Genomic DNA, 13,444 nt, shown 5'->3' on the forward strand with positions numbered 1-13,444 from the left:
GGTCGCGTCAGCTCCAGGCGCGGTAGGGCTCGTCGAGCAGCTGGAAGACCGGTTCGCCCCGGACCGGGTCCTTGGCGGTGGACAGCCGGACCCGGTCCCCGCTGTGGATGCCGATGGGCGGGCCCATGACCCGGCCGCGCAGAACGAAGCCCTCGGCCATCTCGATCAGGGACACGTTCCGCGCGGCGGGGGTGTTGCGGTGCACCACCGTGGAGTGACGGACCGTCCCGGTGCCCTCGCTGCGCTCGGTCCGCAGGTCGCTGCCCTGGCAGACCGGACACAGCAGCCGGTGGTACATGGCCGTGCCGCACCAGGTGCAGCGCTGGAAGAGTATGGCGTCCGTGTCCGCGCTGCTGCGATCCGGAGCTCCGGGATCCAGGACGCCCGTCGCGAAACCGGCTGTCTGACGAACAACGCTTCCTGAGTGGTGGTACACGCTGGTCAACTCCCTGCGCTCGGCCGGAATCCCACGTGCGCGGATCACCGTGCACGCACGTGCCCGGTCGCCGTGCCACCGTGCACGCCAACAGAGTATGGCACTCAGTGCCACTCGTAAAGGCACTGCGTACCCCTGATCTCGGACCTCTGAGAGAGGGGTGCCTGTCCGGGTGCCGGGCTCAGTCGCGCCCGAGCGCGGTCTCGATCTCCTGGACGACCCGCCACAGGGGCGCCCCGCGCCGGGAGACCACGACCACCACGTCCTCGGGCTGCTCGCCGACGGGAGACGCGGGAGGGCTGCCGAAGGCGGACCGCACGTATCCGAGGGCGTTGTCGACCGTGGTGCCGGCGTCGCCCTGTCCGTCCGAACGGAGCCAGGAACGCAGCGCGTTGTTGTGCGCCGCGACCACCGCGGCGGCGATCACGTCGGCCCGCAGGGTTCCGTCGCGCCGGCCGGCGAACCGGCCCCGCAGATACTCGGCGAGGGCCCGCTCGTAGCGCCACACCACGGACAGCTCGTACGCGCGCAGGCCCGGCACCTTCTTGGTGAGGCGGTAGCGCTGCACGGAGAACGTCGGGTTCTCGGCGTACATCCGAAGCACCAGCCGGGCCGCGTCGCAGACGCGGCCCACCGGCTCGTCCCGGTCGTCGCCGGCCGCCAGGAACTCCGTCATGTCGGCAAGGCACCGCTCGTGGTCGGGAAAGACCACGTCCTCCTTCGAGGGGAAGTAGCGGAAGAATGACCGCCGTCCGACCCCGGCCAGCGCCACGATGTCGTCCACCGTGGTCTGTTCGTATCCCCGCTCCAAAAACAGCCGGAAGGCCGCCGCGACCAGCGCGTCCCGCATGGGCGGCTTCGCGGCCGCCGCCTCCGCCTTCTCGCCGCGACGGGGCGCCGCGCTGCTGGAGCTCATGGACGCGAAAGTAGCACCTGACCGGCGCTGATGGCACTCAGTGCAGCATTTGGAGGGGACTGAGTGCTCTCCACGGGTTCGACGCACATCAGTCGCATACGATCGCCTTTCCCGCAGCCGAGGAGTCCCGCATGTCACGCGCCCGCCCCCGCCTTCTCTACGTCACCGACCTGGCCTACCAGGCGCGCGGGCGGCGCTACTGCGACGAGGACGTCTTCCTCACAGCCCGCCTGCGCGAGGACTTCGACCTCGCCCTGTGCCACCCGCGGGACGCGGCCGCGCTGATGGGCGCCTTCGACGGCGTGGTCGTCCGCAACAGCGGTCCGGTCCTGACCCACCAGGAGGCGTACGAGGCGTTCCGCGAGCGTGCGGTCGCCGACGGCGCCCGTGTCTACAACCAGCTCTCCGGCAAGGCCGACATGGCCGGCAAGCAGTACCTGCTCGACCTGAGCGCCGCCGGGTACCCGGTCATCCCCACCGTCGACCGCCTGGAGGATCTGCACCGGCTGCCCGAGACGGACCGGTACGTCGTCAAGCCCAAGCTCGGCGCCGACTCCGTGGGCCTGCGCTTCGTGCCCGCGGACGGCGTGCGCGACCTGGTCGACGGGGAGGTCCTGGTGCAGCCGTGCGTCGACTTCGCCTACGAGGTGTCCTTCTACTTCGTCGACCACGACTTCCAGTACGCCCTCCACGCTCCGCACCCCGACCGGCGCTGGCAGCTGGAACCGTACGAACCCACCGCCGACGACCTGGCCTTCGCCCGGCGGTTCATCGAGTGGAACGGCATCGACCACGGCATCCAGCGGGTCGACGCCTGCCGTGCCCCGGGCGGGGAGCTCCTGCTCGTCGAGCTGGAGGACCTCAATCCCTACCTGTCCCTGGACACCCTGAGCGACAGGGAAAGGGACGCCTTCGTCAACGCGATGAAGGCGTCCCTGCACCGGTTCCTCGCCGCTTCGCGGTGAGGCCATCGGTGCGGCAGGTGCTGAACTCCTCGCGCGCCAGGCGCGTATCACTCCCCGGGGAATGCCGGAGGTCCCGGCGGAGGGGACGGAAGGAGAGCTGTATGCCGACACCGACCGATCGCGGGCAGCCGCCCGAGCGGCCCGACGACCAGCCCCTCGAACCGGTCCGGGTGCTGCGCCCGCGCAACACCGACGCCCTCGCGGAGCTCATCAGGGAGTTCCGGGAGCACACCGGGGCCCAGGAGCAGCGGGAACACACCGGGGACTACGAAGTGGTGGCGTTGCCCCACGGCGAGCCGAAGACGCAGGAACTGCCTCCCGTCAGCGACAACGGGCAGGTGAAACCCGGCCACGGCCACCAGGCCCCGAGCGACGGCTACCGGGTACGGGGCGCCCGTCCCGTCGGCCGCGGGCACGGCCCGCGTCGCACCACCGTCCTGGGCGCCGTGGCCGCCGCGGCCCTGATCGGGTTCGGCTGCGCCTTCCTGCTGCCCGACCGGAGCGACGCGGGTGCGGCGGAGCCCGCCCTCCCCTCAACCACCACGTCCGCGTCCGCCGCGCCCGCTCCCACCGCCTCGGCCGCCACCGACCCCGACGGCCCGGGCACCCTCCGCGAAGGAGCCGCCGGCCCCGAGGTGACCGACCTCCAGCAACGTCTGCTGCGCATCCCGGACGTGTACGCCCACGGCTCCACCAGCGGCAGCTACGACGCCGACCTGACCGAGGCGGTGGCCCGCTTCCAGGTCTGGTACGGCATCCGCGGCGACGAGACCGGCGTCTACGGCGACGACACCCGACTCGCACTGGAATCCCGTACCGGCGGATGACGGGAGGGCGTCCTGACGGTCGGCCGACGTGTCCGGATGGCAAGGCCGGCGGTGCCGTGGTCAGCTGAAAGCTGGGTACCCACCACGTGACACCCAGCGAAACGGGAGCGACGTGAGCATGACGGGCATCGACGCGTTCATCGACCGGCTGGACCCGGACATGTACGTGGTCACCGCCTGCGCGAACGGGGAGCGGGCGGGCTGTCTGGTCGGGTTCGCCTCGCAGTGCTCCATCCACCCGGTGCGGTTCGTGGTGTGGCTGTCCAAGGTGAACCGCACCTACCGCGTCGCACGGGACGCTCGGTTCCTCGCCGTGCATCTGCTCACCCGCGAACAGCGCGAACTGGCCGAGCTGTTCGGCGGGCGCACCGGCGACACGACGGACAAGTTCCAGCACGTCGGCGTGCGGAAGGAGCACGGCGGCGCGCTCGTACTGGAGGAGGCGGCGGCCTGGTTCGTCGGCGCGGTCGTGCTGCGCGCCGACGGGGGCGATCACGTCGGTTTCGTCCTCGAGCCGGTGGCCGGCGGAGCGCGTGCGGAGGCCGACGACGGACCCGTGCTGCGGCTCGACGACGCCAGTACCATCGAGCCCGGTCACCCGGTGGACTGACGCTCCGCCCCGCTGCTCGAACACCCGGCAACGCGTCGGGAACGTGGTGGCGGCCACGGGGTGGCTGCCGTCAGCATGGGCAGCTCCTCCGTGCGAGCGACCCCGCACCGTACGAACCGAAGGCACGCCGATGAGCGGCTCCCGTATCCCTGGCCTGGTACTGCCCGCCGTCTTCCTGTTGGCCCTCGTCGTGGGCGCGATCTGGTACTGGCGGCATCGCGGGGACGACTGAGGCGGGCATCGCGGGGACGGGTGAACGACGACAGGGCCGCCAGCCCCCTTCGCCGCTCGTTACTCCGGCTCGGTGGGCACGCGGACGTCGACGACGCACACGTCGTCCCTCCGCTCACCCTCCAGCAGCGCGGCGAGCAACGGCCTCAGCGAGCCGGGCCCGTCCGTGTGGTGGGCGACGACCGCCTCGGCGAGCCGCGCGAGGCCCCGGTCGATGCCCTCGGCGGGCCGCTCGACCAGCCCGTCCGTGTACAGCATGAGCCGGTCCCCGGGCTCCAGGCGGCACTCCGCCTCCTGGAAGACCGGCGAGGAGCTCGCCCCGAGCAGCATCCCGCCCGGGCGGCCCAGATAGCGCACCTCGCCGTCGCGCAGCAGCAGCGGCGGCGGATGGCCGGCCTGCGCCCAGACCAGCCGGCGCTCACCGGGGGTGTAGCGGGCCAGGACCATGGTCGCGGTGCCGTGGGAGTCACGGGAGTGCAGCAGCAGCGCGTTGAGACGGGTGAGCGCACCGGTCAGCGACGAGCCGGTGATGACCATGCCCTTCGCGGTGAAGCGCAGCTGCGCCATCGTGGCGACGGCGTCGATGCCGTGCCCGGCGACGTCACCGACCACGAACAGGGCGTCGCCGCCGGGCAGTTCGATGGCACTGAACCAGTCGCCGCCGACATGGACCCCCGACTGGGCGGGCAGATAGGCCACTTCGACGCGCAGGCCCGCCAGCCGCACGGGCCGGGTGGGCAGCGGCAGCAGCGCGTGCTGGAGTCGGGCGGCGAGCATCCGCTCGGCGCGGAGCACACCGTGCTGGGTCAGGATCTCCTGCTCGCTCTCGACGAGCGCGAGTTCCGCGCTGCGCTGCGCGGTGAGGTCCTGAACGAAGCCGTGCACCTCGACGGGTGTGCCCTCGGCGTCCGGCACCGCCTCGGCGACGGCCCGCAGATGCCGGACCCCGGCCGTCGTCCTGATCCGGAACGAGACGTCGAACGGGCGCCCGTCGTGCACGAGTTCCCGGATGGCGCGGGCCAGCACCGGCGCGTCCTCGGGCGGCACCAGGCCCGGGAGGTCGGTGAGGTGGACCGGGCCGTGTGCGGGGTCCCGGTCGAGGATGGCGAAGACCTGGGACGACCAGTTGACCTCGTGCGTGGCCAGGTTCCAGGTCGCCCAGCCCAGGTTGCCCAGCCGCTGGACGTCCGCCAGCCGCTGCTCCTGCCGGTCGGAGGAGTCCTGCCGGATCCAGGCGAGGAGCAGCCCACCGCCGAGCCGCGCCGCCCGCACCGAGTACGTCGAGAGCTCCGCGGAGCCGGCGACGACCTGCTGGTGGGCGAACGGCGGTCCCTCGAACGGCTCCCCGGTCCTCAGCGTGCGCAGGCAGCCGTGCCACGGCTCCTCGCCCGCCATGCTGGGGAAGCACTCGACGAGCCGGTGCCCGACCAGCTCGCGGCCGGTACGGCCGACGATGTCGACCGTGTCCGTCGTCGCCGCGTCGATGCGGTAGTCCTCGACCTCCCCCGAGGGGGCCGTCAGCGGAGAGAGCAGCATCGCCGCGCCCGGCAGCGCGTCGAACACCGCCTGGACGGCACCGTCCGCGGCGTACTCCGGCCGGGCGCCGAACGCCCGAAGCCGGCCCGAGCACAGTCGGGCGGCGGCCCGCAGGAGCTGCCGGACCGGCGGCGTGAACGGCCCGCCGCGGTCACGCAGGACGCCGATGCAGACCTCGGCCGTGTCTCCGGTGGGCACCGGCAGCCAGGCGCGCGAGCGCCAGCGCCCGGGCGGGTCCCCGATGATCAGGTAACGCTCCCGGTCCGAGTCGAGGTCCTCCAGCCAGCGCGGCTCCCGCGACAGGAGCGCGTCGAGGGCGGCGATCCCGGTCAGCGGAGGCACCTGGTGCCACTGGGCGGCCAGGGTGTCCTCGATGCCGGCGTGCCCGACGAGTTCCAGCCCACCGGCGGGCAGGCGCCGAAAGATCATGACCGCGTCGGCGCCCGCCTCGGACGCCAGGTGGTCCAGCAGACACCGGGCGAGGTCCTGCGGAGTGCCGACGCGAACCAGGGCCTCGCCGAGTCGGCCGAGCGCGGCGAAGTCGTCGTCCGTACCGTCGGTGCCGTCCGCTTCGTCGAGCGTGCCCCTGGTGGTCGGCACCCCGTGCCTGACGCGTTCGGTGGGGAAACCGGCGGCCCCGGAGACGGCGGGTTCACTGAGGCAAGGCTCGGAGAGGGCGGGCTCGGAGTCGGCCGCCTCGGTCCGCGGTCCGGCGTGCTGCAGTGGGGGCACCAGCCCGCCGAGGATGATCCAGCACTCCTCCAGGACTGTCCGGTTCGCGGCCTTGGCGCGCTGCTGCAGCTCCTCGCCCGCGGCGTCCGGCGTGCAGCCGGTCAGCGCCATCAGCACGCCCTTGGCCCGCTCCAGGACGGCCGATGTGGCCGCCTGGTCACGCAACCGGTCCATCTCGGCACGCTGCCGGGCGACGACCTTGGCCAGTGCTGCCAGGTCGGGCGCGGTGCCTGACTCGACGGGGCCGGCGGGCTCGCTGGTCATGGCTTGAGCATCGCACACCGGGGGTGCTTCGATCGCGGCCTTGTGGAGGCAGATCGCACGCACCGATGGGGCCCGGCATCAGCGGGTTCGGCACCTCACCCGCCGGACCGCGCGTCCGCGCACTCCTCAGCGGTCCGGCGGCGGGTACAGCCACAGCCGCAACAGGCGGCTCAGCTGTGGCATGACCAGGTAGGTCAGCGTCGGCAGCAGCACCACCGGGAACACCGCGGCACGCAGCGGCAGGGGCCAGGTCGTCGCGTGGGGCGCCACCAGCCACTGGATCAGGAACGTCAGCGGATAGGCGCCGAGGAAGGTGGTGAGCGCCATCTTCCATCTGGGCGGTGCCTGCACGGTGGTGCCGGGCAGGGCGAACCACGTCTCCAACCCCGTCGTCGACTGCCGTTCACTGCCGATCTCGGTCGCGATGCCTTCGATCCGCGCGTGCCACGCGGCCCGCTCGTCCGACTCCAGCCAGGCGGCCAGCCGGTGCGGATCGGACCAGCGCAGTACCGCGTGGAAGAGGTGACCGTCCTCGGGGCGCAGCCAGGAGACGCCCTCGTTGCCGGGGAAGCGTCTGGCGCAGCGGGTGATCCCGTGCGTCCACTGCTCGAACTCGTGCTCATGGCCGGGGCGCACCTGCCAGGTGAGGACCGTGGTGATCGGATCGCCCAGCCGCCGTACCTCCGTGGTGCTCATGCTCACCACGGGTGCCACGCGAAAGGCGGCTCATGCCCCTGGGGGAGGCAGCGTCAGCGTCCGTGCCCGTGCTCGACCAGAGCCTGGGTGACCGCCCGCACGCTGCGGGCGATGTGCTGCAACTGCAGGACCTCCGCCGCGTACAGCTTGATGGTGTGCTCGATGACCGACTCCGGCATGCCGAGCCCGGGCAGGTCGGCCCGAGCGGTCTGCAGGGCGGTGCGGGCGACCCGGACCTCGTGCTGGACCTGGATCTGCGCGTGCCGGGCGAGCAGTACGGGGTGGCGGATCAGGGCCGGGTAGCTGGCGTAGCGGGCCGGCACCAGTTCACGCAGCCACTTGGCCGCCGAGCGCTCCCAGTCGTAGCTGCCGGGGTTCTTGACCTGGCACGGCCAGTCCGGGCTGATCCGCCGGGTGGTTCGGGTGGTCGTCAGGGGCATGGTCATCGCTCCCGGGTGTGCGGCGTCGTGGGGGGTGATCCGACGGGGTGGGGCGGCGGCCCCGGCCTAGGGGATGACCGGGGCCGCCACGGGCGCTCGCGCAGGCGATGCCCGACCGAACACCCTGGGCGCCGACGCGGGTAGGAGACGGCGGCTTCGGGTGTCCGTGCAGGAGCCCGCGACGGCAGACGGTGCCCGCGCGGCGTGTGGTGCTGCGTGCGCATGGGCGGACCGTTGTCTCTGTGCGGGCGGATGCAGGTGTGGAACGTGTGTCCCGGAATGGCCGGGGGTGCGATCCGTGAGCAGTATTTATATATGCCGTCCGCTTTGCAAGAAGCATGAAAACATTCATGCTCGATATGAGACGGATCGCCCCTCTGTGTCCTGATTTGAGGGGTGCGGATCAGTCCCGCAGGAAGAACTGGTGCTGGTCGGAAATGTGCTCGTAATCCTCGAGCCGCGCCTGGGTGCGCTCCGGATCGGCGTCGGTCATGGCCTGCAGCAGCGCGGCGGCCATCACGCCGGGCGCGGCGTAGGAGTCGAAGACCAGACGGGACCCGGTGCCGGTGGCGAAGACGACGTCCGCCTCGTCGGCCACCGGCCCGAGCGCCAGGTCGGTGACCAGGGCGATCTTGAGTCCGGCGCTGCGCGCGACCCGTGCGGCGGTCAGGGTCTCCTGGGCGTGCCGGGGCATCGAGAACGCCAGTACCCAGGTGCCACCGGCCTCGCGCGACTGCAGCAGGGCGTCGTAGGCGACGCTGCCGCCTCGGGTGACCAGCCGCACGTCCGGGTGGACGCGGCGGGCGGCGTAGGCGAAGTACTCGGCCAGTGAGGCCGAGATGCGCAGGCCCAGGATGGTCAGCGGGGTCGACCGGGACAGCTTGCGGCCGATGTCGATCACCTGGTCGGGATCGGCGAAGTCGCGTCGCAGGTTCTCCAGGTTGTCGATCTCGGCGTCGACCGCCGCCTGGAGTTCGTTGTTGCCGTTCTCGTCCGCCGCGGGGGGACCGCCGGCGAGGGTGGCGAGGGCGATCGCCTGGAGCTTCTCCCGTAGCGCGGGGTAACCGCTGAAGCCCACCGCCGCCGCGAATCGAGTCACCGAAGGCTGGCTCACGCCGACGCGTTCCGCGAGATCGGTGATCGAAAGGAAGGCCGCCTCGGTGATGTGCTCGATCAGGTACTGGGCGATGCGGCGCTGTCCAGGGGACAGCCGGGGCCCGTCGAACAGGCCCCTGAGCTGGGACGTCGGAGAGGCCTCCGCCTCCGGTGCGGTCTTCCCCGAGGTGATCGCGGACGCCTGGGCGCGTGCCTGCTGCGGCGATGGCACGGCTGCGCCTCCTTTGTCTCCCACAGTGCCTCAACATAGCTCACACACCGTTGCGGCCAGGGCTCGCGCGAACCCCCCCCGACGAGCGGCGGGGGCGACGGATCGACCCGCCCGAAAGACGGATACGCGCGCTCCGGTCGGGAACCCGCCCGTGCGAAAGCCCTTCGACGACGATCGCCGACGAGCTTAGAGACCGGCGGTACACACAACCAGAACCTTCGGCAGGTGAGAGGCGAATGAGCGCACTCAGCGCGGTGGAACAGGCCCTGGAGAACCGGTGGGAGGCGCTGTGGGCGCGGGTCTTCGACAAGGAACCCGTCGAACTCCTCGACGCGCTGCGACGCGAGTGCGACAGCAACGTGGTCGTGTGCAGCGAGACCAGGGTCGTGGTCCCCAACGCCTACGACATCGAACTCGCCGACTCCGTCCACGACGAACTCACGCGCCGGGGCACCCACGTGGGCCAGGCGCTCACCGACAGTCTGATGCGGCACGCCGCACACAAGGGCTACGAGTGGGCCGGCCCCCTCGCCGTGCACATCACGAGGTCGTCGCACGTGCCCAACGGCCGCTACCGCGTGGCCAGCAGCGTGATGCCGCACGTGAGCGCCGACGGTTTCCAGTACGCCGCCCACTAGTCGCGCACATCAGCGGCGATAGATCGTGATCGAATGACCGACCTGGTCGATCGGACGACTGCTGTCGATCAACTCGGCCAGTCGGCCCTTCGCTTTGGCAACCGAGGAGTCCGACACGACCAGCAGTCCGCGTACCTCACGTCGGGGCACCGCAGTCGGGTCGGACGCGTCGATGCCGTAGTACGACGGGACGCCGCTGCCCTTGTACACGAGCCAGATCCGCTCGCCCGGGTACCGCTCGCGCAGCCGGTCGGCGAGCCGGCCGAGATCCTGGCCCCAGTCGACGTTGGAGTCGTGCAGCCTGAGCCGGGTCGCGGCCGGTCCGCCGAACGCCTCGTTGGAGTACGGCAGATAGTAGGGGAACGTCCGCACGGAGCTCACCGCGACGAACAAAACCAGCGCCCCCGTCACCACCGGTGCCCAGCGCCACCGCAGGACCAGGACACAGCCCGCCGCCACCGCCAGGAACATCGGCAGGAAGACGACGTACCGGGTGCCGAAGTCCCTCGCCCCCTCCATGGCCGCCGCCAGCAGCACGGCGGCCGGCAGCAGCAGGTAGGGCGCCACCGGCCGCAGCCGCCGTACCGCCACCACCACGACGGCACCGGCCGCCCACAGCGCGAGCATCCCGAGCGGCGTCTTCACCAGCAGCGCGACCGGCAGGTAGTACCAGAGGGACCCGGTGTACACCCGGCCGAACAGGAAGCCCTGCCACGGCCGGTTCTCCAGACTGAACTGGATGCGCATCCCGTCCCGGAACGCCTCCGGGAACGGCAGCAACTGCACCAGCAGCCCCCGCCGCCCGTGCACGACCGGCACCTGCTGCTGCGGTGACCAGCGCAGCAGTGGATCGACGGCCAGATACGACGCCCATACGACGGCGACGGCGGCCAGCGCCACCAGGACGGCGCCCCCGGTCGCCCGCAGCAGCTTCGTCCGCCGATCCGCGAAACCCGGACCCGATCCCGAACTCGCGCACCACACCGACACCGCGGCCAGCATCACCAGCACCGGGAAGGCCGCCAGCGCGCTCATCTTCGTGGCCAGCGCCGCCCCCAGCGCCGCCCCGGCGAGCGGCAGATACAACCGCGGTCGTCGGCGCGCCCGCCACAGCAGCCACACCGAGGTCAGCAGGAACCCGGCCATCGGCACGTCGAGCGTGGCCAGCGAGCCGTGGGCGATGACGTCGGGGGAGAAGGCGTACACGGCAAGAGCCGCCAACCCGCCGGCCGAACCGGTCAGTTCACGGGTGAAGGCGAAGACGACGAGGCCGAACAGCAGCGTCAGCGCGATCACGGGCAGCCGGACCCACAGCATCAGCCGCCAGGGGTCGTTGCCGGACTCGTACAACAAGTGCTGTCCGAGCAGGCCCTGATCGCCGGTGAAGGACGGATCGACGTGCGGATCGGCCAATGCCACGCCGACGGCGACGACCAGTTTCCCCAGCGGCGGGTGCTCGGGATTGAAGCGCACGCGGTGCTCGTGCAGATAGTCGGCGGCCGTCCCCACGTACACCGGCTCGTCGATGGTCGGGGTCTGCTGGACGGCGGTGGTCATCATCGCGGCGGCCATCTGAGCGAGCAGCACGACCACCAGAAGCGGCACCAGCCGGCGTCGGTAGGACCGTGCACGCCCCGGTGGCCGGATGTCGAGAACCTCGGGGGCCGGTTCCAGGACCGAGTGCTGTTCGTGCGTCATCATCAGCCCCGCGGTGACACCGGGCGGGTGGTGGCGGGAGCGATCCAGGGGCGTCTCATGCGCCTACTCTGCACCAGCTCCCGCCACCGCGGGCGTCACCGCTTCAGGAGTCGTACCGACAGACCTTCCGCCGTGTGGACGGGTACGGCCCGCAGCGTGTCGGAGTTCAGCTCGACGCGGTCGAACTGGCCGCGCAGTACCGGGGCGCACAGGACGCGGACCGTGCTGCCCGCGGCCGGCGGCCTGTTCGCGTCGAGGCTCAGGGCCAGCGCGCTGCCCCGGCCGAGCACCGCACGGCGGGTGACCTCCAGGACCGGCTCCTGGCCCGACCGTAGCGTCACCTCCAGCGTCCCGGACTCCTGGGTGTATGTGCCGTGGACCTGCAGCGACTTGCCGAGCCTCAGCGTCCCGCCGGTCACCCGCACGTCGCCGTGGCCCAGCGCGTGCACCGAGCCGGCGACCAGCACACCCTCCGCCAGCACGGTGCCGCCCGTGTACCGGTTGTGGCCGGTCAGGGTCAGCGTGCCGCTGCCGCGCTTGGACAGGCCGCCGTCGCCGTCGATGTCGTTGCGCCAGCTGTCGGCCGCCTTGAAGCCGCCGGCCGCCGCGTCGAGCGTGACGCTCACGTCGGAGTCGAAGGCGCCGTAACCGTCCGCCGCGGCGAACAGGTTCAGCCGCCCCCACTGCTCGAAACCGTCCAGCAGGACATACCCCGAGGGCAGCGCGGTCGTCCGCAGCACCTCGCGGCGCTGGGCCGCGTCCAGGTACGGCAGCCGCGTCTCCAACAGCACCTCCGCGCCCTTCGGCACGCTCAGCGGCTCGTTGCGGCCGCGCCGGGTCAGCACGTACGTCAACCGGGGCCCAACGGCACGCTCGTTGGCGTCCCGGTCCGCGTACGGGTCGGAGCCGTCCGAGTGGGCGTACGTGTACAGCGTGTCGGCCGTCGTGCCGGTCTGCTGCCGGAAGTACGCCAGCGCCTGGGCCCGCGCCGCGGCCTTGAGGTCGGCGTTCGCCGGGTCGGCCAGCGCGGCGGCGGCCAGGGCGGTGGCCATGATGCGGCCGCCGAGGACGTCGACGGTGGAGTGCATGCCCGACATGATCCGGGTGTGGCTCAGCTCGAAGGCGCGGGTCACCAGCTCCTGGAACCGCTCGGGCACCGCGTACGCGAAGGCCAGCGCCGCCAGGTGGAAGGCGTTGGTGTGACCGCTGGGGAAGCCGCCGTCGTCGGTCGCGGACGTGCTGCGCTGCCGCAGCAGCTGCGTCACGACGACCACCTTGGAGTCGTACACCGGGTAGCCGAGCGCGTCCTTCGCGCCCGTGTCGACGACCTCGCTGTCCTCGTTCATGCGCCACGGACGCGGGTACTGGAAGGCGTACTTGCCGGGGTTGCCCGAGGCGAACGGCCCGCGCACGGTGTCGACCAGCTTGGCCACCTGCCCGAGCGCCGAGTCGTAGGAGCCCGCGCCGAGCGCGGAGCCGGCGGGGGCACCGGCCGGGACGGCGTCGCTGATCGTGGTGGCCGGAATGCCCTCGGGAGCGGCGGTGATCGAGGTGACCGCCTTGGCGCCCGTCCGGTACAGGTCGGCCAGCGGGCCGAGGCCCGCGATCATCGCGTAACTCTGGTGCTGGCGGTCGTAGACGAACGCCTCCTTCGCCTGCTCCTCGGTGCGCGCGGACGTGATCCGGGCGCAGTAGCGCATGTTGGCGCGCAGTACCTCGGGCATCAGCGGCGTGCCGGTGTTCCAGGCGTCGCCGGTCTTCCACACCTCGGCCATGCCGCCGAGGATCCGGACCACGGCGTTGGTCTCGGGCGTGAGGTTCGTCAGGACGTTCGTCTTGTAGTCGTCGACGAACGGGGCGAAGGACGTGGCCGCCTTGGCGTCCGTGGCGGCCAGCCAGGTGGCGAGCGTGGGCGCGGCCAGCACACCGGCCGAGGCACCCAGGGACGTCTTGAGGAACCCCCTGCGGTTCACGGCGCGTTCACGGACCGACGAAGGGGAGGGGTGCCCGGCTGGTGACGGCATGCGTCTGCCTCTCTTGAGTTCATCGGCCCTGCGGCCGGATAAGGAGATGGTGCGATCGGTGGCGGCTCGTGGTGCGGCAGCCGACGCGGAAGTCGAAAGCGCTG

The 13,444-nt window shown here is 71.8% G+C and carries 12 protein-coding genes; 4 read left to right on the forward strand and 8 right to left on the reverse strand.

Annotated elements, in window-relative coordinates:
• Nucleotides 1-7: 7 nt before the first annotated feature.
• Entirely contained in the window at nucleotides 8-436 is a 429-nt protein-coding gene (locus ACFYO2_RS23530; RefSeq protein WP_388352267.1) for a Zn-ribbon domain-containing OB-fold protein, read from the reverse strand.
• A gap of 181 nt (nucleotides 437-617) precedes the next feature.
• On the reverse strand, nucleotides 618-1,352 hold the full coding sequence (locus ACFYO2_RS23535) for a TetR family transcriptional regulator (protein ID WP_388352270.1): 735 nt from the start codon (nucleotides 1,350-1,352) through the stop codon (nucleotides 618-620).
• Nucleotides 1,353-1,483: 131 nt separating this feature from the next.
• Between ACFYO2_RS23535 and ACFYO2_RS23540 the strand changes: the two genes are divergently transcribed.
• The 3 genes from ACFYO2_RS23540 to ACFYO2_RS23550 all read left to right on the forward strand — a co-directional run bounded on the left by ACFYO2_RS23540 (nucleotide 1,484) and on the right by ACFYO2_RS23550 (nucleotide 3,754).
• Nucleotides 1,484-2,317, forward strand: a complete 834-nt coding sequence (locus ACFYO2_RS23540; protein ID WP_388352273.1) for a hypothetical protein — start codon at nucleotides 1,484-1,486, stop codon at nucleotides 2,315-2,317.
• A gap of 101 nt (nucleotides 2,318-2,418) precedes the next feature.
• Nucleotides 2,419-3,144 (forward strand): peptidoglycan-binding protein, encoded by a 726-nt coding sequence (locus ACFYO2_RS23545; protein ID WP_388352276.1) that lies wholly within the window; start codon nucleotides 2,419-2,421, stop codon nucleotides 3,142-3,144.
• Between the two features lie 118 nt (nucleotides 3,145-3,262).
• The gene (locus tag ACFYO2_RS23550; protein ID WP_388352278.1) at nucleotides 3,263-3,754 is read left to right on the forward strand and encodes a flavin reductase family protein; all 492 of its coding nucleotides are present in this window, start codon (nucleotides 3,263-3,265) and stop codon (nucleotides 3,752-3,754) included.
• A gap of 291 nt (nucleotides 3,755-4,045) precedes the next feature.
• Here the strand turns inward: ACFYO2_RS23550 and ACFYO2_RS23555 are convergent, their stop codons facing one another.
• The 4 genes from ACFYO2_RS23555 to ACFYO2_RS23570 form a co-directional block, all read right to left on the reverse strand.
• On the reverse strand, nucleotides 4,046-6,517 hold the full coding sequence (locus ACFYO2_RS23555; RefSeq protein WP_388352281.1) for a SpoIIE family protein phosphatase: 2,472 nt from the start codon (nucleotides 6,515-6,517) through the stop codon (nucleotides 4,046-4,048).
• Nucleotides 6,518-6,643: 126 nt separating this feature from the next.
• The gene (locus ACFYO2_RS23560; RefSeq protein ID WP_388352283.1) at nucleotides 6,644-7,213 is read right to left on the reverse strand and encodes an antibiotic biosynthesis monooxygenase; all 570 of its coding nucleotides are present in this window, start codon (nucleotides 7,211-7,213) and stop codon (nucleotides 6,644-6,646) included.
• Between the two features lie 53 nt (nucleotides 7,214-7,266).
• On the reverse strand, nucleotides 7,267-7,659 hold the full coding sequence (locus ACFYO2_RS23565) for a hypothetical protein (RefSeq protein WP_388352286.1): 393 nt from the start codon (nucleotides 7,657-7,659) through the stop codon (nucleotides 7,267-7,269).
• 397 nt (nucleotides 7,660-8,056) lie between these two features.
• Complete coding sequence (locus tag ACFYO2_RS23570) at nucleotides 8,057-8,980, reverse strand: MurR/RpiR family transcriptional regulator (protein ID WP_388352289.1); 924 nt, start codon at nucleotides 8,978-8,980, stop codon at nucleotides 8,057-8,059.
• A gap of 236 nt (nucleotides 8,981-9,216) precedes the next feature.
• Between ACFYO2_RS23570 and ACFYO2_RS23575 the strand changes: the two genes are divergently transcribed.
• A complete protein-coding gene (locus tag ACFYO2_RS23575) occupies nucleotides 9,217-9,618 on the forward strand; it encodes a DUF3662 domain-containing protein (protein WP_388352292.1) in 402 nt (133 codons plus the stop codon).
• A gap of 9 nt (nucleotides 9,619-9,627) precedes the next feature.
• On the opposite strand, the gene ACFYO2_RS23580 is transcribed toward ACFYO2_RS23575, so the two are convergent.
• Nucleotides 9,628-11,319 carry a phospholipid carrier-dependent glycosyltransferase gene (locus ACFYO2_RS23580; RefSeq protein WP_388352295.1) on the reverse strand — a complete coding sequence of 564 codons (1,692 nt, stop codon included), beginning with the start codon at nucleotides 11,317-11,319 and terminating at the stop codon, nucleotides 9,628-9,630.
• Nucleotides 11,320-11,411: 92 nt separating this feature from the next.
• Nucleotides 11,412-13,340, reverse strand: a complete 1,929-nt coding sequence (locus ACFYO2_RS23585) for a phosphatase PAP2 family protein (RefSeq protein ID WP_388352298.1) — start codon at nucleotides 13,338-13,340, stop codon at nucleotides 11,412-11,414.
• Nucleotides 13,341-13,444 lie beyond the last annotated feature (104 nt).

This window comes from Streptomyces sp. NPDC006602, from assembly GCF_042870385.1.
In the GTDB taxonomy this organism is placed as follows: Bacteria; Actinomycetota; Actinomycetes; order Streptomycetales; family Streptomycetaceae; genus Streptomyces.